The organism is Goekera deserti, from assembly GCF_010685995.1.
GTDB lineage: Bacteria > Actinomycetota > Actinomycetes > Mycobacteriales > Geodermatophilaceae > Goekera > Goekera deserti.
Window position 1 is genome coordinate 1 of record NZ_JAAGWK010000016.1, and the last position, 21,639, is coordinate 21,639.

Sequence of the window (21,639 nt, forward strand, 5' to 3'; positions counted from 1 at the left end):
ACGCACTCCCGACCAGATCGTTGCCGGCACTCCCGAGAAGCTCTGGTGGACGTGTCCAGTCGCGCCCGACCACCGCTGGCAGGCATCCGGCGACAGCCGGGTGCGCATCGGCTCCGGCTGCCCGGCCTGCGCGGGACTGCAGGTCTCAGTGACCAACAGCCTCGCCCGGTTCCCGGAGCTGGCCGCGCAGTTCGACGTCGACGCCAACGACGGCCTGACCCCCGAGCAGGTCGTCGCGGGCACCAACCGCAAGCTGTGGTGGGCCTGCCCGGTCGCACCCGACCACCGTTGGGCCGCGTCCGGCGCCAACCGGCTCAAGGGCCGTGGCTGCCCAGCGTGCGCGTTGGTCGCCGTCTCCATCCGGGAGGTCCGGCTGGCCGCCGAGCTGGCCGCCGCTCTACCCGGGCTGGACGTCGAAGCGCGGCGCATTGTGATGCCCGGGAGTCGGGCCCTCGAGGCGGACATCCTCGACCGGGAGCGTCGCCTGGTTGTCGAGTATGACGGCAGCTACTGGCACGCCGGGGAGGACATGGAGCGCCGGGACCGGGTCAAGACCGCTCGGTTGACCGAGGCCGGGTACACCGTCATCCGGGTCCGGGAGGCGCCCCTGGCGCCCATCACCGCCGCCGATGTGACCTGCAGCGAAGAGGACCCGATCCACCTCGTCGCCGCCGCCGTCCTGGACCGCATCGCCGCGTTGCGCCCCGACCTGCTCGCCGTCCACGAGGCCGCCGTCTACCGACGGCACGGCCGTCCCCTCGGCAACGTGGACGCGGAAACCCGGCTGGCGGAGCTGCGCCGCCGAGCCGCCCGCACTGCAGCGGAGCTCGGCAGCGACCCGACCCTGTGGTGAGCAACGCTTCCGGGCGACGGGCTGCGGAAGGCCGTCGGTGGCGCTCCCGCCTCCCCTCTTGGAGGCAGCCGGCCCGCACACGCGACGGCGAAATGGTCCTACCGCGGCACGCTGACGACGGAGATCGCCGGCAGACGGCCGGCGCGAGGAAGGCAAGGTGAGTGCGCTGGCGCGGCAGACCTGGATCGACCAGCACGTCGACATCATGGTGAACGAGCTGGCGGAGCTCGGCCTCACGGCCCGCCGGGAACCGCTCGCTGACTTGCTGCGCGAGCGCGTCCGCAGCGTCGCCGCGCAGATGGGCGTCAGCGAGCAGACCGCCCGTGGCTACCTGACCACCGACCTGCTGCGTCAGCTCGCCCGAGAGATGGCGGTGCAGCTCGTCGACGAGCATCCCGGCGCCAACCTGCGCGCCCTGCGCCGCACCGTCTCCCTCGACCGGACCGGGCTCGGCCGCCTCCTACGTGGCCTCGCCACGTCGGCCCGCATCCTCGCCGCCGGCGAGGATCACGACCGCAGCGACGAGTGCCTGGGGCTGCTGTTCGACGTCGGGATCTTCGTCCCCGACACCCCCGCGGACGATTCCGCCGCAGTCCTCGTCCCGCCCGCCGCAATGACCCGGGCCGCCCGACTGCTGAACACCGCCGCCGACGCGCTGCTGACCGGCAGCAACCCGGACCAGCTGACCGCAGCCGAGGCTGCGGACCTCAGTGCCGGGATCACGGTGGACGTGCGGTGGATGAGGGAGCTGGCTGCGACCCAGTCGCAAGGCGACGTCTGACGCGAGGCGCACTGCAGCTCAGATGACTGCCCCGTGGCGTGGCATGCGCACCATTTGCGGGACCGGCGGCCGACGGCGTGTCGGTTCCGTCACAGGGTGACGACACACTACGCAGACACACCGGGTGCGGGGGCGCCCGACGAGACGGGGACGGGGAACGGCATGGACGTGGTGCAGCAGCACGACGACCTGCTCGCGCAACGCCGCAACCACTCCGCGTGGAAGCTGCTCGTGGCCGACAACGCGCCGCTCGTGATCGGCTTCCTCGACCGCGTGTTCCTCACCCCGAACGTGCGTCAGCTGCCGGGCCCGGAGCTCACCGAGGCGCTCGAGGACCACCTGCACCCGTTGCGTGGCGCGACACGGCCGCGTACCCGAAGGCCGCCGAGGCGTACCTGGCGGACTGGGCCGACGCCCGCAACGGCTGGCTGCGCCGGTTCTACCCGACGGGCAGCGACGTCGCCCACTACGCGCCGACCTCGGCGGTGGAGACGGCCGCGGCGTTCGTCCGCTCGCTGGGCCGCCGGGAGTTCCTCGGCACGGCGAGCCGGCTGCTCACCGTCCGCGACCTGCTCCGGCAGATCACCGCCGGTGCGGCCACGGACCCCGAGGTGCGGCTGGGCGCGCTGGAGCGGCAGCGGGCCGAGATCGACGCGCAGATCGAGGCCATACGCAGCGGCGCCGACACCGGCCTGGACGACACCGCCATCAGGGAGCGGTACGCGCAGGCGGTCACCACCGCCCGGGAGCTGCTGGCCGACCTGCGCGAGGTGGAGGAGAACTTCCGCGCACTCGACCGCGACGTCCGCCGGCGCGCCACCACTTGGGACGGGCCGCGCGGGGAGTTCCTCAAGACGGTGTTCGGCACTACCGCCGAGATCGGCGCGTCCGATCAGGGTCGCTCCTGGCGGGCGTTCTGGGAGCACATGCTCTCGGCCGCCCAGCAGGACGAGCTGGCCGAGCTCCTGGCTGCGGTGCGCTCGGTGCCGGCGCTGACCGGCGCCGGGGAACAGGTCACCCAGCTGCTGCGCGAGGAGCTGTTCGTCGCCGCCGAGGCCACCCAGCGCACCGTCGCCTCGCTGTCGGCACAGCTGCGTCGCTTCCTCGACGAACGCTCCTGGAGCGAAGGCCGTCGCATCCACGAGGTCATCCGCGGCACCCTCGCGGCGGCGCTGGCCGCGCACGACGGCGACGTTCGCGGTCTGGGCAGCGACCTGGCCGGCCTGCGCGCCGAGTTCGCCCTGCCGCTCGAGCGGCCGCTGTACACGCCGCGGACCGAGACCCGTCTGGAGTCGACCGCCGCCGAGGATCCCGGCGTCGACCCCGGCGGCGACGATGCCCTCGCCGACCTGCTCGACATCAGTCACATCGACCTCGATGCCCTGCGCGCCGCGGTCGGCAGCACCGTCGCCGCGCACGGGGGCCAGGCCACCCTCGGCCAGGTCGTCCGCGCCCATCCGCTCACCGAGGGCCTGGCCGAGCTCGTCGGGTACCTGCAGGTCTCCGACGACGGCGGCCTGGTGTTCCCGGACCACCGTGAACGCATCGGCTGGACCGATCCCGACGGTCGCCGCCGGCAGGCCGACGTCCCCCTCGTCCTCTTCGGCGACGCTCCGCGGTCGCCGGTGCCGAGCACCCCCGATCGCGCGTCGACGCCGCAGCCGCGCACCGCCGAGCAGGAGAGCCGCTGAGATGGCCGCCCCCGAACTGTCCATCGCCCTGGCCCACCTGCTCCGCGGGCCGGTTCACGCCGAGGACGTCCCGGCCGTCTGGACGTCCATCACCTCGCTGGGGCCGCAGCTACGCGAGCACCTGGAAGTTCTGGGCATGCGGCTGGTCGTCGACGACGTCGAGAACTACGCCTACCTCCGCCAGCTCGACGAGCTGCCCGAGGGCATGCCCCGCCTGGTCCGCCGGCACGCGCTGACCTTCACCGCGACCGTGCTCCTGATCCTGCTGCGCCAGCAGCTGGCCACCGCCGAGTCCGACGGCGACACGCCCCGCCTGATCGTGACCACCGAGGAGATGGTCGAGTCGATGCGGCTCTACCACCGCGACGGCACCAGCGACGAGAAGATCGCCTACGACATCACCGCGCTGGTCAACCTCGGCTACCTGCGGCGGCTGCGGGGCGAGACCGACGTGTTCGAGGTCCGCCGAATCATCAAGGCGCTGGTCACGGCCGACTGGATCGCCGAGTTCGGCGACCGGCTGCTACAGCTAATCCCGTCCGGCGAGAACGCCGCCGACCACGCCCCAGACCCCATGCCTGACGACGCGGACGCCCAGGCCGCCGCGGCCACCGAAGGAGCGCCGGCATGAGTGCCACGCCCGCCCGTCCGCCGGTCTCCCTGGCGCCGGACGAAGGGTTCCTGCCGCTGGAGGTGCCCGGCCGCCACGGCGTGCGCCTCGAGCAGTTCCAGATGCTCAACTGGGGCACCTTCGATACCACCGTCGCGCGCCTCGACGTCGATGGCAGCAACGCGCTGCTCACCGGCAACGTCGGCGCCGGCAAGTCGACCATCGTCGACGGTCTGACGACGCTGTTCGCCTCCGCGCACAAGGTCACCTACAACCGGGCCGCCGGGGCCGACCGCAGCGAGCGGACGCTGGCCACCTATGTGCTGGGCCACTACAGCAACGTCTACGACGAGGCCACCGGCAGCACCCGCCCTCAGTCACTGCGGGAGCGCAAGAGCGCCTACAGCGTGCTGCTGGCCCGCTTCACCGGGCTGCCCGGGCCGACCGGCACCCTCTCCGCGGGCGCGGTGTTCTGGTTCGAGGCCACCGGTGTGGTGCACCGCCTGTACTTCACCGCCCCGGCCGCGCTGGACATCGCCGAGCACCTGGCCGGCCACGGCGACACGAGAGCAGTCCGGGCGGCGCTGCGCGCGGCTGGCGGCGACCTGTTCGACGACAACTTCCGCAACTACCAGCGCTCCCTGTGCCGGCACCTCGGCATCAGCCCCGCCGCGCTGGACCTGCTGGTGCAGACGGTGTCGATGAAGTCCGTCGGCAACCTCACCGACTTCGTCCGCGCGCACATGCTCGACGCCGTCGACGCCCGTGAGCGCATCGGCAAGGTCCTCGACCACTACAGCGACCTCACCCGCGCGCATGAGCTGGTTCAGACCGCCCGCCGACAGCTGGACGCGCTCACACCGGTCGCCGAAGCGGCCGCCGCCTACGACCGCGCCGTGGCCCGCACCCAGGCCAGCACCGAAGCCGCTGCCGCCGTTCCGGCCCGCGTCGAGCAGCACCGGGTCACCCTGCTCGCCGCCGCGATCGCCGAGCTGGCCGGGCAGATGCCCGCCCGCGAGGCCGCGGTCAAGGCCAAGCGGAGCGAGTTGACCGGTCAGGAGACCCGGCGCACGCAGCTGGCCCTCGCCCTGCAGGCCGGCGGTGGCGCGGAGCTCACCGAGGCTCGGCTGCGCATGGAGGCCGCCGAGACGCGGCTCGGTGACGTCCGCCGCGCGCACGTCGAGCTCGTCGCCCTGGCCGCCCAGGCCGGCGTCTCTGCCCCGGAGCGCACCGCCGACCACCCGCGGTTCCTCACCGCTGTCAAGGACGTCGCCGCCCGGCTCGCCGCCGCGGAGCGGGATCTGCGCAAGCGTGACTTCGAGGCTCAGTCGAAGCTGGCCGGCGCCCGCGAGGAGCTGCGGACCCTGCGCGAGGAGCTCGCCGCGGCCGGCAGCCGCGACAGCAACGTCCCCCTTGACGACGCCCGGCTGCGCGGCCGCATCGCCGAGGCGCTCGGACTGGCCGCCGACACCCTGCCGTTCGCGGCCGAGCTCATCGCCGTGGCCCCGGAGTCGGCCGAGTGGGAGCCGGCGGCCGAACGCCTCGTCCGCCCGTTCGCGCTGTCCCTGCTCGTGCCCGAGGAGCACTACGCCCGCGTCGCCGCCTGGGTCGACCGCGAGCACCTCGGCCGCCGGCTGGTGTACTTCCGCGTGCCCAACGTGGTGGCCGCGCCCGGCGCGCCCCGCGCCGGAACGATGGCTGCGCACCTCCACATCCGCCCCGGCACCCCGGTGAGCGCATGGCTGCGCGCCGAGATCAACCGCCGCTTCGACCACGTGTGCGTCAACGACGCGACCGAGCTGAGCGGGCACACCCGGGCGGTCACCCGCGCCGGGCAGGTCAAGGACAACGCCCGGCACGAGAAGGACGACCGCCGGCGCGCCGACGACCGCCGCCACTACGTGCTCGGGTGGGACACCGCCGCCCGGCGTGCGCACCTGACCGCGGCCATCCCGGGCGCTCAGCGCGCCGTCGAGGAGGCCGAGCGCGCACAGGAGGCCGTCGGCAAGGAGCGGAGCGGCAACGGCGACCGGGAGTACGCCGTTCGCCAGCTCACCGAGCGGTTCACCGACCCTTCCACCGTGGACGTCACCACCGCGGTGCAGGGCGCTGCCGCCGCCCGCGAACTGCACGAGAAGCTCGCCTCCCGCCCGGACATCGCCGAGCTGCTGGACCAGCACGCCGACTGCGAGCAGCAGATCAGCACGCTGGGCAACGAGTTGTCCCGGCTGGACCGGGCCCTGGGCGCTGCCACGGAGCGGCTCGAGCAGCACCGCACCGCACACGACGCCGCCGAGCGGGCGCTGGCTGCCATGCCAGAGCCGGAGCTGTCCGAGGAGGCGACGGCAGCGCTCGCCGACGCCCTGCGGCAGGCCGGCGTCCCGCCTGCCAAAGCGACCGACTGCGACGCCTGGGGGCAGAAGGTCACCGAGGCGCTGCGCGCACGCGCCGCGTCGGCGTCGGCCACCCGGGAGCGCGCCGGCCGGGACCTGACCAACGCGATGAAGGATTTCGCGCACTCCTGGCCGCAGATGGTCGTCGACATCCCCAGCGACCCGGAATCCCGGGGCGAGTACCTGGCCATCCGGGACCGGCTGGCCACCGACGACCTGCCCAGCTACGAGCAGCAGTTCCGCGAGCAGCTGGAGACCAACGCCATCCACGAGCTGGTCGGGTTCAGCAACTTCCTCGACCGCGAGGCCGGCAAGATCACCGCGCGCATCGACACGATCAACGGGGCCCTGGCCGAGATCGACTACCGGCCTGGCACGTACATCCGGCTTGAGGTGGAGCGCAGCGCCGACCTGGAGGTGCGTGAGTTCCGTCAGCAGCTGCGCGACATCACCGCCAACACCCTCCTCGGCGACGACGACACCTACGCCGAGTCCCGGTTCCTCTTGGTCAAGGAGCTGCTCGACCGCTTCCAGGGCCGCGAGGGCAACGCCGCCGCCGACGAGCGGTGGACCGCGCGGGTCACCGACGTCCGCATCTGGTTCTCCTTCGCCGCCTCCGAGCGGACCCGCGAGGAGGACGCCCCGCTGGAGCACTACACCGACTCCGGCGGCAAGTCCGGCGGGCAGAAGGAGAAGCTCGCCTACACCATCCTGGCCGCGTCGCTCTCCTACCAGTACGGCCTCGCCGGCGGCAACGTCTCCGCGTTCCGCTTCGTGATGATCGACGAGGCGTTCGGCCGCGGTTCGGACGAGTCGACCCGCTTCGGGTTGGAGCTGTTCACCCGCCTGGGGCTGCAGCTGCTCGTCGTCACCCCGCTGCAGAAGATTAACACCATCGCGCCGTTCGTCGACGCGGTCGGCTACGTCCGCAACGACGACCCGCGCAGCCGGCTGGTCACCATGACCATCACCGAGTACCAGGAGCAGCGGGCCCGCCGCGCGGGTCAGCGCCTCGCCGAGCGCGCGGTCACCGTCCTGCCGCCCGCGGACGCCAACGAGAGCGAGGTCGACCCCGCAGTCGACGGGACGCCGGACGGTGGCGACGATGCGGTGGCCGCGGCCGGCGGCTCCTGGTGAGCCCTGCGCGTACCGCTGGCTGGGCCGGGCCGAGCACCGTCCGCGAGGCCCTGCGCGTCCGGTGGGACCGCGGCGACGTGCTGCGGGAGCTGCACACCGACCCCGCGGACCGGCGCGTGTTCCCGCTGCGCGTGCGGCTGCCCGGGCCCGGCCGCACGGAGCTGGCCGACCGGTACGCCGAGGCCACCACCTGGGCCCGCGGGCTGCGTGACGCCGCCGCCCGCGACGGCTGGACGCTCGAGGTCAGGCCGGTGCGCGCCGGCGGGCTCGGCACCCAGCCGATGCCGTACGCCGGAGTCGTCGACACCCCGGAGCTGGCGCTGCGGCTGCTCGGCCGCGACCGCGCCGGTGACGCCGCCCGCTTCGCGGCCGCGCTGCAGGCGGCCAACGCCCTCGACCCAGCGGCGCGGGATCTGGCACTGGGCCGCCCGCACGACGTGCTCGGAGCCGCCGGCGACTGGCCGCTGCTGCTGCAGCTCGCCGGCTGGATCCGCGACCATCCCCGGCCCGGCATCTACCCGCGGCAGATCCCTGTCGCCGGGGTGCACACGAAGGTCCTGGAGCGGAACACCAGGCTGCTCAGCCGCCTCCTCGACGCCCTCCTACCCGCCGAGGCGGTCGAGCCGGCCGCGCGCGGGTTCGCCGCCCGGTACGGCTTCGTTGAACCGGCCCGCCGCGCACGGGTCCGCGGCGCCGCTGCCGCGCTCGGCGTCCCCGTCGACGGCACCGCCGACGTCGAGTGGGACGTGGCCGCCCTCGCCGCGTTGAACCCGGCCAACTGCGGCATCACCGAGCTGCTCGTCTTGGAGAACAAGACGTCGTTCCTCACCGCCCCCACCGGCGCCGGCCGGCTCATCCTGTGGGGAGCCGGCTACGGCGCGGACGAGCTGCTCGCGGCACTGCCGTGGCGGACCGAGGTCGCCGTCCGCTACTGGGGCGACATCGACACCCACGGGTACGTGATCCTCGCCCGGGTCCGCGCGGTCGCGCCGCACGCCACCAGCGTCCTGATGGACACAGCGACGCTACTGGCTCACCGGCCGTACTGGTCGACCGAAGCCGCACCGCGGACCGATCCGCTGCCCCACCTGACGGCGACCGAGGCGGAGGTGTACGCCGCGTTGTGCGTGGGCACGCACGGCGTCGGCGTCCGGCTGGAGCAGGAGTTCGTCCGCTTCGATCTGGTCACGTCCGCGCTGATGTCGTAGGCGCCGGGAGGTGTCGAGGACTCCTGGCGGCCCGCGCCTCAGCCGAGCAGGGCCGGGGTGTAGTGGTGGAGCAGTAGGCGTGTCAGCTGCTCCCCGCGGGTGGTGACGGCGCCGAGGTCCTCGTCCTTCATCGCCTTGAAGTTCGTGGGGTATCCGTTCACGCGCTCCAGCGGCACCAGCCCAGGGGCGGCCATCGGCAGCTTGTCGTCCTTCTGGCCGAGGTAGGCGTGGACTACGCCCCGGAACTGCCCGGGGCCTGCGGAGTTGTGCAGCCGCGCCCGGGTGCCGTCCTGGGTCCCGCGGTAGGTGATGTCGAAGCTGCGCATGAGCCGGAACGGCAGCACCCGAGCGTTGGATTCGCCCGGCTCCTGGCGGCCGGCGTCGGACGCGATCACGTAGTCGACCGGGTACACGTGGTCGGTGAACGCCCGATCGCGCCCGGACTCGAGCACGGACAGCCCTAGGTTGTCGTAGACACCCCCGTCGGTCAGGGCGACCCGCTGGCGCTGTGTCCGGCCGCGGCACTCGAAGGTGTACGTCCTCTGCACCGCCGGCAGGAGCAGCGGGAAGGCGGCGCTGGCCGCGACGGCCTCCGCCACCCGGATGGGCTCCACGATGCGCCCGTACATCCAGCTGGCACTGACGTCGCTGCCGAAGCGGACCGCGCCCGGCCGGTGATCAGGTCGGTGGCCGAGAGCACCGTGGCCAGCCCGGGGTGGGTGACGTCGGGCAGGTGCCTGTCGCCGAAGGCGCGGTCGGCGAGCGCGGCGGCGAGCACATCGGTGCGATTCCGGCTGGCCCGTTCGCGGCCGCCGGGACCGGCGGCCGCGACGAGGTCGCCGGCCCTGCGGGCGAGGCGCGCAGGAGACAGGGTTCCTGTGGCGAGCTGCAACTGCAGGCCCCGCCGCAGGAGCGCCATGACGTGCTCGTCGAACTCATCGAACCGCGCGGGGCCGTAGGCCCACAGTGCGGCCAGCAGGCTTCCGCCGCTGATGCCGCTGATGCCGCTGATGCCGCTGATGCCGCTGACCTTGTGCAGGACGCCGGTGTCGTGAGTGGGGTCCGCGGGTCCATCGCGTGCCGCAGACTGGCCGAGAACCACCGCGGGCCCACCGGGGTACCGGTGGGCCCGCGACGGAGGTGGGCTACTGCTCGTCGTGCAGCGGGCGCTCGAAGAGCTGCTGCTTCAGCTTGGCCAGCTCGTCCAGGCGCTCCTTGAGGTAGTGGTCGGTGGAACTGCCCCCGTCGTGCGCCAGGTGGAGCTTGGCGGCCTGCTGGTCGGCCGCCTTGAACACCATGCGTCCGCTGGTGTGGCGGATGTCGTGGCAGCGGAGCTCGACGCGCTCCGTCCACGGCAGGTGGCGACGGACCCGGGCGAACAGCCCCTCGATGCGCTTGCGCGAGATGGGCCGGACCGTGCGCGAGACGAAGTAGCCGTGCTCGTCGAAGGTGTCGACGGGCCGGCCGTAGAAGACGGGGGAGGACCCCGTCAGTGCGGGGATGCCGTGCCGGCGGTCCTCCTCGGAGGCGTCCGGCGGCGCGGCGACACGGGGTCCGCGGGTGAGCGAGTGGATGACCAGGTCGGCCATGTGCGTGCTGGTGGTGGGCCGGTACCGCCAGGTCTTCTTCTTCTTGTCCCAGTAGCGGATGCGGCAGCCCTCGACGTCGAGCCCGCCGCAGGTCGTGTCCAGCAGCGCACCGCGGCGGACGGCCTGGATGAGCAGGTGCCGCAGGATGAGCCCGTCGAGCGCGGGGTCCTGGCCGGTGCTGACGGCGGTGCCGTAGACCTCGACGAACTCCTGGTCGGTCAGCGAGCGCGCTCCGGCCTCCTGTCGGGGCGGCAGCTTGACCTTCAGCGCCGGGTTGGTGGCGGCTTTCTCCTCGTCGACCAGCCACGTGACCATCCACCGGGTCGCCTGGATGAACTGCTCGCGGGCCCCGCGACCGTCGCTGTGCAGCAGGTTCCGGCCGGCTGCCTCGCGCTTGACGTTGCGGGCGACGGTGCGCTTCAGTCCGCGGCGCTGGGCCCACCAGGCGGCCTCGGCGATGACGCCGCGGGTCATCTCCTTGACCGCCAGGTCAGGCACGCCGAGGTAGCGGTCGGCGCAGTCGCCGTGCAGCTCGCCGTCGGGCATCGCGCACACCTCGGCGTGTCCGTCGTCACCGCCGGGGCAGGGGCACGGCCCGGTCGCGCACGCCGGGCAGGGGCACGGGCACACGTCGGGCAGCCCGTCGACGAGCAGCCGCAGGTAGGGCGCCCAGGTCTTCTCGCTGTCGGGCAGGTCCTGGCGCAGGGCGGTGGTCGCCTCGGCGACCGCCTGCCGCACTCGGTAGAGCTGGGCCTGGGCCGGGAGCATCGTCTCGACGACGGACGCGTCGAAGCCCTGCGCGAGCAGGGTCGCGCGCATGGCGTCGCGGGTGGCCTCGTGCACGGCGTCGTCCGAGCGCGTCGCGGGGGTGGGAATGGTGGTCATGCGGAGTTCTCCAGTCGTGGCGGCGGCACCGGTCGTGCCGCGGACGTGAAGGGACGGTGCGGGTCAGCGGACGATGCGCAGTCGCCCGCCGGCGTCGCCGGCAGCGGCCGGGGCCGAGGCGGCCGGCGCGACGCCGTCAGCACCGAACTGCTCGTCCCCGGGGGAGGCGGACGCGGTGGCCGCGGGGCGACGAAGCCCGTCGAGCAGGTCGCCGATGCCGGCCGACAGCCGGCTGGCGGCGGTCACGGTGATGACGCCGCGGTCGGTGTCGAGGACGGCCAGGACGTCGGCGCCGTCGGGGATGCCGGCCTCACGCCGGACCGCGGCGGTCAAGGTCAGCCGGCCGCGAGCATCCAGCGGAAGGGCGGCGACGGCGAAGCCCGGCCGCGGGCGCTCGGCGCTGCCGGGCAGGAACACGGTGAGCACCGCCCCGTCGCGCTCGGCCGGCGCGGGAGCCGCCGCAGCCAGCGTGAGCGGCAGCATGAGCCGGCCCTTGGCGTCGAGCATGCGGATGAGCGCGTTGCTGCGGGGTGCGGCCGGGTCGGCCGGCCGCACCCACATCCCGGAGAGGTCCACCGCCGGCCCGGTGCCGGCATCGCCGCCGGTACCGGTGGCCAGCCGCAGCGCGTCGGCCGGCGCCCGCTCGCCAACAGCGGCCAGAAGCGGGCCGACCCCGGCCCACGAGGCGGGCACCCCGGACAGCGCGGGAGCGGCCGCGGGTGTGGCTACGGCGGTGACGGGCGACGTGGCACGCGCGGGAATCGGAGTCGGCGCCGCCGCAGTGCGGACGCGCGCCATCGGCGGGAGCGGGGGAGCTGCGTTGGGCATGCGCAGACCGGTGCTGAGGTCCCGACGATCGGCAGTCGCCAGCACGGCGCGCAGGGCAGCGGCGTCAGATTCACCCATTCCGGGTGTCGCCGCGGGGGAGATGGTGGCCGCATCGGTCCGAGAGGGGACCGTGCGTTCCGGCCGGGGAGAGCCCGGCTCTGGGCTTGGAAGGTGGGAGAACTCCCACTCCATGGTGTCCGAGGGGGGACTTGAACCCCCACGCCCGATAAAGGGCACTAGCACCTCAAGCTAGCGCGTCTGCCATTCCGCCACCCGGACAGGTGGGCCGCACGCACGCGTCGTGGGCCGTGGAAGAGCATACAGAGCGTTGCGGTCCCTCCTGGCAGGGGCTCGCGGGCGGGCCGGTGTCCGGGGCCGGTGGCAGGATCGTCGCATGGCCGAGAACACCCCGCAGCCCCTCGCCGGCGCCCAGAGCGAGGTCGCGGACCTGCTGTCCGACCTCATCCGCATCGACACCACCAACACCGGTGACACCTCGACGAGCGCGGGGGAGCGGCAGGCCGCGGAGTGGGTGGCCGGCAAGCTCGACGAGGTCGGCATCTCCAGCGTCATCCACGAGAGCGAGCCCGGCCGGGCCAGCCTGGTCGCCCGGATCGAGGGCCGCGACCGCTCCCGGCCGGCCCTGCTGGTGCACGGCCACCTGGACGTCGTCCCGGCCGACGCCGCCGAGTGGAGCGTGCACCCGTTCTCCGGTGAGCAGCGCGACGGCTACGTGTGGGGCCGGGGCGCCGTCGACATGAAGGACATGGACGCGATGACCCTCGCGCTCGTCCGCGACTGGGCCCGCACCGGCGTGCGACCCGAGCGGGACATCGTGCTCGCCTACGTCGCCGACGAGGAGGCCGGCGGGACGTACGGCGCGCACTTCATGGTCGACGAGCACGCCGACCTGTTCGAGGGCTGCACCGAGGCGATCAGCGAGGTCGGCGGGTTCAGCATCACCGTCCGCGACGACCTGCGCCTGTACCTCGTGCAGACCGCCGAGAAGGGCCTGGCCTGGATGCGGCTCACCGCCACCGGCAAGCCCGGGCACGGCTCCTTCGTGCACGACGACAACGCCGTCACCCGGCTCTGCGAGGCCGTCGCCCGGATCGGCTCCGCCCGGCTGCCCACCGTGCTCACGCCGCCGATGCGCCAGTTCCTGGACGCGGTCAGCGACGCCTACGGCATCGAGATCGACGCCGACCACCCCGAGGAGGCGCTGAGCCGCCTGGGGTCGATCAGCCGCATGATCGGTGCCGCGCTGCGCAACACCGTCAACCCCACCATGGTCGACGCCGGCTACAAGGCCAACGTCATCCCCGGCACCGCCACCGCCACCATCGACGGTCGCTTCCTCTACGGCCAGGAGGAGGCGTTCGAGAGCCAGCTCGCCTCGCTGATCGGGGAGGGGATCCAGCGGGAGTGGATCACGCACGACCAGGCCGTGGAGACCACCTTCGACGGCCCGCTGGTCGACCAGATGGTCACCGCCCTCAAGGCCGAGGACGACGGCGCCCGCCCGGTCCCGTTCACCATGAGCGGCGGTACCGACGCCAAGAGCTTCGAGACCCTCGGCATGCGCTGCTTCGGCTTCTCCCCGCTTCGGCTGCCCGCCGACCTGGACTTCGCCGGCCTCTTCCACGGCATCGACGAGCGGGTGCCCGTCGAGTCGCTGCAGTTCGGCATCCGGGTGCTGGACCGGTTCCTGAGGGCCGCCTGACCCGTGATCTGATCGGGGCGTGACCGAGCCCACTGCCGTGCCCGCCGCAGGTTCCGTAGCACTCATCACCGGGGGGACGGGCGGCTTCGGCCGGGCCCTCGCCGCCCGGCTGCGCGACGCCGACGTCCGCGTCGTGCTCGCCGACCTCGACTCCGAGCGCGCCCGCGCCACCGCCACCGACCTCGGAGCCGGGTTCGCCGTCCTCGACGTCACCGACCACGCGGCCAACCAGCGCGTCGTTGCCGACGTCGAGGCCGAGTTCGGCCGGCTGGACGCCGTCTACCTCAACGCCGGGATCGCCGGCAGCGGGAAGGTCGACGCCCTCGACGTCGAGGAGTACCTGCGCGTGGTCGCCATCGACCTGCACGGCGTGGTCTACGGCGCCGACGCCGCCCGGCCCGCGCTGCGCCGCGCCGGCGGGGGCTCCATCGTGGTCACCGCGTCGCTGGCCGGGCTCACCCCGATGCCCACCGACCCGGCGTACAGCGTGGCCAAGGCCGGAGCGGTGGCCTACGTGCGCTCGGCCGCGCCGGTGCTGGCCGCGGAGGGCATCACCATCACCACGGTCTGCCCCGGGTTCGCCGACACCGCCATCATCGACCCGCTGCGCGACGCCTTCACCGGCGCGCAGTTCCCGGTGCTCACCGCCGACGAGGTCGCCCAGGCCATGGTCGCGGCCTGGACCTCCGGGGAGCCCGGGGCCGCCTACATCGTGCAGGCCGGCGTGGGCGTCGTGCGCTACCAGTTCAAGGGCGTGCCCTCGGCCAAGACCAGCTCCGGGGAGCGCGCGCTGGTGCCCGACGCGCTCAACCCCTTCCCCGGCTGACCCGGACGGCGTGTCGGTGGGCGTCGTCGACGGGGTGTTCGCGGACGTCACCTAGCAGGTGCTCGCCCGGCACCCGGAGGACGAGCAGGCCCAGATGCTGCACGCGCCAGGCCCGTCCTGCCGGACGGGCTCGGCGACCGGCGCTTGCCGGTACGACCTGCGGGGACGCCCGGCGCGGCACATGATCGGCAGGTGCTGATCGCGCTGACCGTCCTGCTGGTCGTCGGTGGCGGCACCCTGCTGGTGTGGTGGGTCGGGCGGGACCGGTCCCCCCGCGACCCGGATCCCGAGGGCACGTTCCGCCGGGAGCACGGGCTGACCCCGCTGCAGATGGAGGCCGTGCGGCAGGCCCGCGGGCGCTTCCGGCCGCCGGAGGACCCGGTGGTCCGCCGGGCCGTCGTCGAGCTGCTCCGCGCCGAGCTGGCCGCGCCGGACGGCTGGCGCCTGCGGGACCTCCGGCACCTGGTGATCAGCCTGGGCACCGCCGTCTCCTTCGGCGCCCTGATGGTGGTGGTCTTCCTGCTCCAGGGCCGCGCGGCCCCGGCCGACGGCCTCGTCGTGGGGGCGACGTACGCGGGGATGGGGATCGTGATGATCTGGCTGATGCCGCTGATCGTGCGCACCCGAGCGCGGTGGGACCTGCGGCGCGCGGAGTCGCACCTGGCCGCACGGCAGGACAGCGATCCGGCCGGCTGACCCGGTGACGCCGGTCACCGGGCGTCTGGCAAGGTCGGGCACATGCGTGCATGGCGAGTCCACGAACTCGGGAACCCGGCGGACGTCCTCAGGCTCGACGACATCGAGCAGCCCGTGGCCGGCGAGGGCCAGCTGCTGGTCAAGGTGCGGGCGGCGGCGCTGAACTTCCCCGACGTCCTGATGGCGCACGGCATGTACCAGGAGCGCCCACCGCTGCCCTACGTGCCCGGTGTCGAGCTGTGCGGTGAGGTCGTGGACACCGGCCAGCGGGTGATCGGCGGCCCGTCCGGCGGGCCGGGCGCCTTCGCCGAGTACGCCCTGATGGACGCCGACAACGCCTGGCCGGTGCCGGACGAGATGCCCGACGAGCAGGCCGCGGCGCTGTACCTGACCTACCAGACCGGGCACGTCGGCCTGCACCGGCGGGCCGGGCTGCAGGCCGGTGAGGTGCTGCTGGTGCACGCCGGCGCGGGCGGGGTCGGCTCGGCCGCCATCCAGCTGGGCAAGGCCGCCGGGGCGACCGTGATCGCCACCGCCGGCGGCCCGCGCAAGACCGAGGTGTGCACCGAGCTCGGCGCCGACCACGTCGTCGACTACACCGCCGACGACTTCGTGGCCGCGGTCAAGGACCTCACCGGCGGCCGCGGCGCCGACGTGGTCTACGACCCGGTCGGCGGCGAGGTGTTCGACAAGTCCCGCAAGTGCATCGCCTTCGAGGGCCGGATCGTCGTGGTCGGCTTCACCAGCGGCACCATCCCGCAGGCCCCGGCCAACCACCTGCTGGTCAAGAACTACAGCGTGTTGGGCCTGCACTGGGGCCTGTACCGCACCAAGGACCCGGCCCGGATCGGCACCGTGCACGAGGACCTGATGCGGCTCTATGCCGAGGGCGCGATCCAGCCCCTGGTCAGCCAGGCCCTGCCGCTGGACCAGGCCCCGGAGGCGCTCACCGCGCTGGCCGACCGCAGCACCGTCGGCAAGGTCGTCCTCGTCCCGTAGTGCCCCAGCGTCAGACGACGGGACCCGGGAGGTAGGACAGCCGCATCCGGCGGCGCATGACCACCTTGCGGGTGCCGTCGGCGTGCAGCGCCAGGTGGGCCAGCTCCCAGCCCCCGACGTCGGACTGCAGCGCCATCATCGTCGCCGCGGCCGACCGGGACGTGCCGGACGGGATGCGCAGCGGTGCGTACTCGTACTCGCTCCCGGTTCCTGTCACGGCCCCGATTGTGCCTGCTGGACGCCTCCCGGTCACCTGAGCGTCGCCCAGCTCACCGGCCGGGCCGGGTGTCGGGGGCGCCGCCGGCGGGCAGGCGAGCGAGCGTGCCGGGGCACCCGCGCCCGGCCACGCACGACGAGAGGAGCACCGATGACCGACCCGGCCACCGACGCCGACCGCGCCGAGCAGGTCGCCGCCGTCCAGCCCGACGGCCCCGGCACGCACGCCCGGACCGCTCCGCCCGCCGACGACGTCCCCGTCGCCGACGCCGTGGAGCAGCAGCTCACCGTCGTCCCCTCCGACGGCGCCCGCCCGGTCTCGCTGCCCGCGGAGGCCGACGAGTACGACGTCCTGGAGCAGATGGCCGCCGTCCCGCTGGACGACGACGACCACCGCGACTGACCGGCTCACCCCTCCGGCAGCACCACGCGGTAGACCTGCAGGGTCACGCCGGAGGGGTACCGGGTCAGCTCGGTGAGCTCGACGTCGGTGCGGTGCCGCTCCTCGCCGAACAGCCGCAGCCCGCCGCCCACCGCGACCGGGAACACCATCAGCCGCAGCTCGTCGACCAGGTCGTGGGCCAGCAGGGTGCGCACCAGGGTGGCGCTGCCGTTGACCAGCACCGGGTCGCCGTCGCCGGCCTTGATCTCGCGCACCGCCGCCGGCACGTCCCCGCCGATCGCCGTGGCCTGCCAGCGCAGCCCGGGCCGGGAGGTGACCACGTGCTTGGGCATGCCGTTGATCCGGTCGGCGAACTCGCCCTCCCGGGCGGGCCAGGCCCCGGCGAAGCTCTCGTAGGTGGTGCGCCCGAGCAGCAGGGAGCCGGCGTCCAGCACCTCCTCCAGCTTGTACTGGAACAGCTCGCCGCTCACGTGCGGCCCGGCCCAGCCGGTGTGCGGGTGGGTGGGCTCCCCGCCGGGGGCCTCCACGACGCCGTCGAGGGTGACGAACTCCGAGACGATCAGCGTGCGCACGAGCTGTCTCCAGGTGGATCAGGGGTCGATGAGCTGCAGCTGGCCGGTGGCCCGGCTGCCGACGAACACCCGGCCGGTGCCGGGGTCCACGGCCACCGTGTTCGGCTGCCGGACGGTCGGGAAGCGGGCCACCTCGGTGAGCTGGTCGCCGTCGGTGGCGAGGCCCACCACCTCGTTGCGAGCGGTCAGCGTCACCCACAGCACCTGCCCCGTGCCGTCGTACGCCAGGCCGTACGGGGTGCCCGGCAGGTCCAGCTGCTGCTCCTGGCGCAGCGTGTCCGCCCGGAAGACCAGCAGCGCGTTCCCGCGGGTGTCGGCCACCACGAACCGGCCCCGGCCGTCGGCCACCACGTGGGTGGGGCCCTCCCCGGCGTCCACCACCCGGCCCAGCTCGCCGCCGGGCACGTCGTAGGAGGTCAGGGTGAAGGCGGCGACGTCCACCACACCGGCCAGGTCGCCCACCACGGCGATGCCCCCGGGCTGGGTCTGGGAGTCGAAGGTCTGCGTCACCGCACCGTCGGTGACCACCGACAGCGTGCCGCCCAGCTCGTCGGCGACCAGCACCTGACCGCTGGCCACCTGCGCCGCGTCGTGCGGGTACTCACCGACCGGCACGCTGGTGGTCGCGCCGTCCGGCAGCGCCACCGTCACCAGCGTGTCCGAGTCCTCCGCGGGCACCAGCACCGGCCCGCCGGGGGCGGCCAGCTGCAGGTGTCGCGCATGGCCGGGCAACGGCACCTCGCGGACGACGGCACCGGTCGCGCCGTCGGCCAGCACCAGCCGGTCCGGGTCGCGCACCGCCACCGCCAGCAGCCCGGTGACCGGGTCGAACACCATGCCCTCGGCGTCCGGGTCCAGGTCGACGACGGTGCCGGCGGGGTCGGTGGTCAGCTCGGGGGAGCGGCCGGGCTCCGCGGCACCGGGACGCCCGGGGCCGTCGTCGGACGCCGAGCACGCGGTGACCGCGAGGACGAGCAGCAGGGGGAGGGCGGCGGCCCGGCGTCGTCGCATGAGGGCGATCATCCCCGTCGCCCATCCCCGTCGCCGCGGACGGCGGGACCACCCCCGTCGCAGCGGTGTGGCGCCGGTCACCCCGATCGGATGATGGTCGTGGGCGATCCTGTCGTGCATGCTGGCTCCATGATGGTCGCGATGATGACGATGTGTCTCGTCTCGCTCGGCCTCCCGCTGCTCGGGTGGTGGGTCGGCGGGCGCTCGATGGCGCTGCGCGTGCTCACCCGCGACCAGGCCGGCGCCTGCAGCGAGGCCGTGCAGGGCTGCTCGCTCACCCCGGCCCAGCAGGCCAACGTGCGCCGAGCCATGAGCAGCGGCCGCCGGCTGGACGACCCGGCCGAGCGCGCCGCCGTCGTCGGCTGGGCGCAGGCCACCATCGACCGGGACGCCGCTCGCGCCCGCCGCCGCCCGGTCGCCCACCGGGCGCTGCGCGTGGCCCTGGTGCTCTGGGGCGCGGCGATGCTCGTCGGCACCGTCTACGTCGTCGCCCACTCGCACGTGGAGGACGTCCCGGTCTTCCCGCTGGCCTGGTACGCGCTGTTCGCCGCACTGACCCTGCACCACCGGGCCACCCTGCGCCGCGTCGTCCGCAACAACTCCGACGTCGAGGTCCGCCAGCCCGTCGCTGCCTGACCGCGGGCCGTGACGAGCGCCCGGCGCCGTCTCGGCGGATGATCGGGTCGTGACCGCTGTCCTCACCCTCGCGGTGCTGCTGGTGGGCCTGCCCCTGCTGGCGTTCTGGCTGGGCGGTCGGCCGTTCTGGGGCCGGTTGCGCCTGCGCCAGGACCGGGACCTGTACGGCGACGTCGTCCGCCGGCACCGGTTGACCCCCACGCAGACCGCGCGGGTCGAGTCCGCCGTCGCCTGGGGCCGGGAGCTGGCCGACCCGGTCGAGCGGGCCGCCGCCGTCGACTGGGCGCAGGGGCTGATCGCCGACACCCGGCAGCGCGCCCGCGAGCACCCGCTGCGCCGCCGCCTGCTGCTGGCGCTGCTCGGTGCCTGGGTGCTGCTGGTGCTGGGCCGGGCCGTCGTCGCCGTGGTCGAGAGCGGCCTGGCCGGTTTCAACTGGTACGGCGTGGTGACCGGGACCGTGGTCGTCGCGCTGGTGGTCCAGTCGGGCCGGGCCCCGCGCCGCGCGGTGCTGCTCAACGCCGGCCCGCCGTCGATCGAGGTCCGCGGGCGGCGGGCCCAGCCGGGCACCTGACCAGCGCGCCCACCGTCCCGGGGGCATGATCACCGGGTGAGCGTCGGGTGGGCAGCCGTGCTGCTGATCCTGCTGGGGCTGCCGCTGCTGTCGGTCTGGGTCGCCCGGCGCCCGGCGTGGGGGCGGCTGCGGCCCGGCCGCGACCGGGACGAGTTCGCCGACGCCTCGGCCCGCTACGGGATCAGCAGCGCGCAGGTGGCCCGGGTGGAGCACGCGCTGGCGGCCGGCACTGCGCTGAGCGACCCCGCCGAGCGCGCCGCCGCGGCCGACTGGGCGCACCGCCAGCTGGCCGCGATGCGGCTGCCGGCCGACCTGCGCCGGCGCCCCGGCCTGCTCCTGCTGCTCGTGGGCTGCGCCGCGTTCTACGTCGCCTTCGCCGTGCACGTGGTCCGCTCGGTGCTGGACGACGACCTCGGGCCGCTGTTCTCCTGGACGATGATCTACCTCGTCGGGGGCCTCGGGTGGGGCTGGCGCCGCCGCCGGGTGCTGCGCCGGGCGGTCCGGTTGAACACCGACCCGCCCGGCACCGTTCAGCGGGAGTAGTGCTCCACGACGAGCTGCTCCTGGCAGACCACCGGCACCTCCTCCCGGGCCGGCACCCGGTCGACCCGGCACACCAGGTCGGCCAGCGACACCGTCAGGTAGGACGGCGCCGCCGCGTGCGCACCGGACGCCGCCACCAGGAAGGGCTCCTTGCGCCGGCTGCGGTCGGCGATCGCCACGACGTCCCCGGGCACGAGCCGGTAGGAGGGCCGGTCGACCCGGCGCCCGTTCACCGTGACGTGCTGGTGGGTCACCGTCTGGCGGGCCTGGTAGATCGTGCGGGCGAAGCCGGCGCGCAGCACGGTGGCGTCCAGCCGCGCCTCCAGGTCCTGCACCAGGGCCTCGCCGGTCTTGCCGCCGCTGCGCCGGGCCCGGTCGAAGGCGCGCCGCAGCTGGGTCTCGCTGATGTCGTACTGCGCGCGCAGTCGCTGCTTCTCCATCAGGCGGGTCGAGTAGTCGCTCGCCGTCCGGCGCTTGCGGCCGTGCTCGCCCGGCGGGTAGGGACGCTTCTCGAAGTACGCCACGCACTTGGGCGTCAGCGGGATCCCGAGGGCCCGGCTGCGGCGGACCTTGGGGCGTGAGGTGTTCACGGAGCTCCTCTGTTGCTCGACCGACTCTTTGGTTAGGCTCACCTTACCCATCCGGTCACCAGGTCCCACAGCCCCGAGGTGCAGCACATGACCCGCTCCGTCGTCCCCCCGGCCGTCCGCCCCACCGCAGCCGAGCGGGCCCGCACCGTGTCCCGCCGACCCTCGGCCGCCGTCTGCGCCGCGGGCATCTCCGGCTCGCGCGTGCTGGCGCACACCACCACCGCCGACGGCCGGGTGCTGCTCGTCGTGCCCACCGACGGCGAGCTCGCCCAGGCGGTGCTCGGCTCCGCCGACGGCGACCTGGCCGCGCTGCTCATGGTCACCGACCACGCCCCGGTCACCCTGCGCGACCCGGTGCGGGCCCAGCTGTGGCTGTCCGGCTGGCTGGCGCCGCTGCACCCGGCCACGCAGCAGGAGGCGCTGCTGGCCTTCGCCGACGCGTACCCGGCCGGGGCGCTGCTCGACGTCGGCCGGACGGCGACCCTGCTGCGCCTGGACCTCGCCGAGGTGGTGCTGGGCGAGGACGGGCACACCGCGGAGATCACGCCCGAGGAGTTCGCCGCCGCGGTGCCCGACCCGCTGGTGGCCGTCGAGGCCGGCTGCCTGCAGCACCTGGACGCCGACCACCCCGACCAGCTGGCCCTGTTCCGCTCCCGCATCCCCGGCGACTGGCTGACCGACGGCGACGTCGTGCGGCCGCTGGGGCTGGACCGCTGGGGCCTGCGGCTGCGCATCGAGCGCCCGCGCGGTCACACCGACGTCCGGCTGCCGTTCCCGGCACCGGTCGCCGACGTGCAGGAGTTGAAGCCGGCGATGGCCCGGCTGCTGTGCGCCGCCCGCCGCTGCTGACGGACCTCGCCCCTCCCCACGACACGCTC

Annotated in this window: 21 protein-coding genes, 1 tRNA gene and 2 pseudogenes; 16 read left to right on the forward strand and 8 right to left on the reverse strand. The window is 74.2% G+C overall.

All coding sequences use genetic code 11. The features are described from left to right. The 7 genes and pseudogenes from G1H19_RS11745 to G1H19_RS11770 form a co-directional block, all read left to right on the forward strand. A partial coding sequence (locus G1H19_RS11745; RefSeq protein ID WP_163638816.1) for a zinc-ribbon domain-containing protein occupies nucleotides 1-853 on the forward strand: 853 nt, incomplete at its 5' end. A 157-nt stretch (nucleotides 854-1,010) separates the two neighbouring features. Next, nucleotides 1,011-1,634 carry a hypothetical protein gene (locus tag G1H19_RS11750; protein ID WP_152731084.1) on the forward strand — a complete coding sequence of 208 codons (624 nt, stop codon included), beginning with the start codon at nucleotides 1,011-1,013 and terminating at the stop codon, nucleotides 1,632-1,634. Nucleotides 1,635-1,796: 162 nt separating this feature from the next. Then, nucleotides 1,797-1,976, forward strand: a pseudogene (locus tag G1H19_RS24885) (DUF3375 family protein); the annotation flags it as partial. A gap of 32 nt (nucleotides 1,977-2,008) precedes the next feature. Next, nucleotides 2,009-3,325 (forward strand): annotated as a pseudogene (locus G1H19_RS23225) (DUF3375 domain-containing protein); the annotation flags it as partial. A 1-nt stretch (nucleotide 3,326) separates the two neighbouring features. Continuing rightward, nucleotides 3,327-3,956, forward strand: a complete 630-nt coding sequence (locus G1H19_RS11760) for a DUF4194 domain-containing protein (protein WP_092201325.1) — start codon at nucleotides 3,327-3,329, stop codon at nucleotides 3,954-3,956. Continuing rightward, nucleotides 3,953-7,465: an ATP-binding protein gene (locus G1H19_RS11765; RefSeq protein WP_152731085.1), complete on the forward strand. Its 3,513-nt coding sequence runs from the start codon at nucleotides 3,953-3,955 to the stop codon at nucleotides 7,463-7,465. The genes G1H19_RS11760 and G1H19_RS11765 overlap by 4 nt, the downstream gene beginning before the upstream one ends. After that, on the forward strand, nucleotides 7,462-8,673 hold the full coding sequence (locus tag G1H19_RS11770) for a Wadjet anti-phage system protein JetD domain-containing protein (protein WP_152731086.1): 1,212 nt from the start codon (nucleotides 7,462-7,464) through the stop codon (nucleotides 8,671-8,673). The genes G1H19_RS11765 and G1H19_RS11770 overlap by 4 nt, the downstream gene beginning before the upstream one ends. 38 nt (nucleotides 8,674-8,711) lie before the next feature. On the opposite strand, the gene G1H19_RS11775 is transcribed toward G1H19_RS11770, so the two are convergent. The 4 genes from G1H19_RS11775 to G1H19_RS11790 all read right to left on the reverse strand — a co-directional run bounded on the left by G1H19_RS11775 (nucleotide 8,712) and on the right by G1H19_RS11790 (nucleotide 12,254). Continuing rightward, a complete protein-coding gene (locus tag G1H19_RS11775; protein WP_152731087.1) occupies nucleotides 8,712-9,302 on the reverse strand; it encodes a hypothetical protein in 591 nt (196 codons plus the stop codon). Nucleotides 9,303-9,818: 516 nt separating this feature from the next. After that, nucleotides 9,819-11,147, reverse strand: a complete 1,329-nt coding sequence (locus G1H19_RS11780) for a site-specific integrase (RefSeq protein ID WP_152731088.1) — start codon at nucleotides 11,145-11,147, stop codon at nucleotides 9,819-9,821. Between the two features lie 63 nt (nucleotides 11,148-11,210). Further along, the gene (locus G1H19_RS11785) at nucleotides 11,211-11,840 is read right to left on the reverse strand and encodes a hypothetical protein (RefSeq protein ID WP_152731089.1); all 630 of its coding nucleotides are present in this window, start codon (nucleotides 11,838-11,840) and stop codon (nucleotides 11,211-11,213) included. Nucleotides 11,841-12,166: 326 nt separating this feature from the next. Then, nucleotides 12,167-12,254: transfer RNA gene (locus G1H19_RS11790), tRNA-Leu, on the reverse strand. A gap of 115 nt (nucleotides 12,255-12,369) precedes the next feature. Here G1H19_RS11790 and G1H19_RS11795 point away from each other — a divergent pair. The 4 genes from G1H19_RS11795 to G1H19_RS11810 all read left to right on the forward strand — a co-directional run bounded on the left by G1H19_RS11795 (nucleotide 12,370) and on the right by G1H19_RS11810 (nucleotide 16,219). Then, nucleotides 12,370-13,698, forward strand: coding sequence for a M20/M25/M40 family metallo-hydrolase (locus tag G1H19_RS11795; protein WP_152731090.1), 1,329 nt, complete (start codon nucleotides 12,370-12,372; stop codon nucleotides 13,696-13,698). 19 nt (nucleotides 13,699-13,717) lie between these two features. Next, entirely contained in the window at nucleotides 13,718-14,524 is an 807-nt protein-coding gene (locus G1H19_RS11800; RefSeq protein ID WP_162392158.1) for an SDR family oxidoreductase, read from the forward strand. A 192-nt stretch (nucleotides 14,525-14,716) separates the two neighbouring features. Next, a complete protein-coding gene (locus G1H19_RS11805) occupies nucleotides 14,717-15,220 on the forward strand; it encodes a hypothetical protein (RefSeq protein ID WP_152731091.1) in 504 nt (167 codons plus the stop codon). A 42-nt stretch (nucleotides 15,221-15,262) separates the two neighbouring features. Next, complete coding sequence (locus G1H19_RS11810) at nucleotides 15,263-16,219, forward strand: NADPH:quinone oxidoreductase family protein (RefSeq protein WP_152731092.1); 957 nt, start codon at nucleotides 15,263-15,265, stop codon at nucleotides 16,217-16,219. A gap of 10 nt (nucleotides 16,220-16,229) precedes the next feature. Here G1H19_RS11810 and G1H19_RS11815 read toward each other — a convergent pair whose 3' ends face one another. Continuing rightward, complete coding sequence (locus G1H19_RS11815) at nucleotides 16,230-16,436, reverse strand: DUF5703 family protein (RefSeq protein ID WP_152731093.1); 207 nt, start codon at nucleotides 16,434-16,436, stop codon at nucleotides 16,230-16,232. A 150-nt stretch (nucleotides 16,437-16,586) separates the two neighbouring features. Here G1H19_RS11815 and G1H19_RS11820 point away from each other — a divergent pair, with 150 nt between their 5' ends. Further along, on the forward strand, nucleotides 16,587-16,838 hold the full coding sequence (locus tag G1H19_RS11820) for a hypothetical protein (RefSeq protein WP_152731094.1): 252 nt from the start codon (nucleotides 16,587-16,589) through the stop codon (nucleotides 16,836-16,838). Nucleotides 16,839-16,843: 5 nt separating this feature from the next. Here the strand turns inward: G1H19_RS11820 and G1H19_RS11825 are convergent, their stop codons facing one another. Together G1H19_RS11825 and G1H19_RS11830 are read right to left on the reverse strand one after the other, a co-directional pair. Continuing rightward, complete coding sequence (locus G1H19_RS11825) at nucleotides 16,844-17,410, reverse strand: dihydrofolate reductase family protein (protein ID WP_162392156.1); 567 nt, start codon at nucleotides 17,408-17,410, stop codon at nucleotides 16,844-16,846. A gap of 18 nt (nucleotides 17,411-17,428) precedes the next feature. Beyond that, nucleotides 17,429-18,421, reverse strand: coding sequence for a YncE family protein (locus G1H19_RS11830; protein ID WP_152731095.1), 993 nt, complete (start codon nucleotides 18,419-18,421; stop codon nucleotides 17,429-17,431). A gap of 129 nt (nucleotides 18,422-18,550) precedes the next feature. On the opposite strand from G1H19_RS11830, the gene G1H19_RS11835 reads away from it, so the two are divergent. Genes G1H19_RS11835 through G1H19_RS11845 form a run of 3 tightly spaced genes read left to right on the forward strand, consistent with a single transcriptional unit; the run spans nucleotide 18,551 to nucleotide 20,171 of the window. Continuing rightward, nucleotides 18,551-19,057 carry a hypothetical protein gene (locus G1H19_RS11835; protein WP_152731096.1) on the forward strand — a complete coding sequence of 169 codons (507 nt, stop codon included), beginning with the start codon at nucleotides 18,551-18,553 and terminating at the stop codon, nucleotides 19,055-19,057. A 49-nt stretch (nucleotides 19,058-19,106) separates the two neighbouring features. Further along, nucleotides 19,107-19,628: a hypothetical protein gene (locus G1H19_RS11840; protein ID WP_152731097.1), complete on the forward strand. Its 522-nt coding sequence runs from the start codon at nucleotides 19,107-19,109 to the stop codon at nucleotides 19,626-19,628. Nucleotides 19,629-19,664: 36 nt separating this feature from the next. After that, a complete protein-coding gene (locus G1H19_RS11845; RefSeq protein ID WP_152731098.1) occupies nucleotides 19,665-20,171 on the forward strand; it encodes a hypothetical protein in 507 nt (168 codons plus the stop codon). Here the strand turns inward: G1H19_RS11845 and rpsD are convergent. Next, nucleotides 20,159-20,761, reverse strand: a complete 603-nt coding sequence (gene rpsD, locus G1H19_RS11850; RefSeq protein ID WP_162392155.1) for a 30S ribosomal protein S4 — start codon at nucleotides 20,759-20,761, stop codon at nucleotides 20,159-20,161. The genes G1H19_RS11845 and rpsD overlap by 13 nt on opposite strands. 87 nt (nucleotides 20,762-20,848) lie before the next feature. Between rpsD and G1H19_RS11855 the strand changes: the two genes are divergently transcribed. Continuing rightward, complete coding sequence (locus G1H19_RS11855; protein WP_152731100.1) at nucleotides 20,849-21,610, forward strand: DUF2470 domain-containing protein; 762 nt, start codon at nucleotides 20,849-20,851, stop codon at nucleotides 21,608-21,610. The last annotated feature ends 29 nt before the right edge of the window (nucleotides 21,611-21,639 follow it).

Bases quoted from the DNA above. Each gene is read 5' to 3' on its own strand.
- G1H19_RS11760 (WP_092201325.1), top strand. From the start codon at position 3,327: ATGGCCGCCCCCGAACTGTCCATCGCCCTGGCCCACCTGCTCCGCGGG.
- G1H19_RS11765 (WP_152731085.1), top strand. From the start codon at position 3,953: ATGAGTGCCACGCCCGCCCGTCCGCCGGTCTCCCTGGCGCCGGACGAA.
- G1H19_RS11775 (WP_152731087.1), bottom strand. From the start codon at position 9,302: ATGTACGGGCGCATCGTGGAGCCCATCCGGGTGGCGGAGGCCGTCGCG.
- G1H19_RS11780 (WP_152731088.1), bottom strand. From the start codon at position 11,147: ATGACCACCATTCCCACCCCCGCGACGCGCTCGGACGACGCCGTGCAC.
- G1H19_RS11795 (WP_152731090.1), top strand. From the start codon at position 12,370: ATGGCCGAGAACACCCCGCAGCCCCTCGCCGGCGCCCAGAGCGAGGTC.
- G1H19_RS11810 (WP_152731092.1), top strand. From the start codon at position 15,263: ATGCGTGCATGGCGAGTCCACGAACTCGGGAACCCGGCGGACGTCCTC.
- G1H19_RS11820 (WP_152731094.1), top strand. From the start codon at position 16,587: ATGACCGACCCGGCCACCGACGCCGACCGCGCCGAGCAGGTCGCCGCC.
- G1H19_RS11830 (WP_152731095.1), bottom strand. From the start codon at position 18,421: ATGCGACGACGCCGGGCCGCCGCCCTCCCCCTGCTGCTCGTCCTCGCG.
- G1H19_RS11835 (WP_152731096.1), top strand. From the start codon at position 18,551: ATGATGGTCGCGATGATGACGATGTGTCTCGTCTCGCTCGGCCTCCCG.
- G1H19_RS11855 (WP_152731100.1), top strand. From the start codon at position 20,849: ATGACCCGCTCCGTCGTCCCCCCGGCCGTCCGCCCCACCGCAGCCGAG.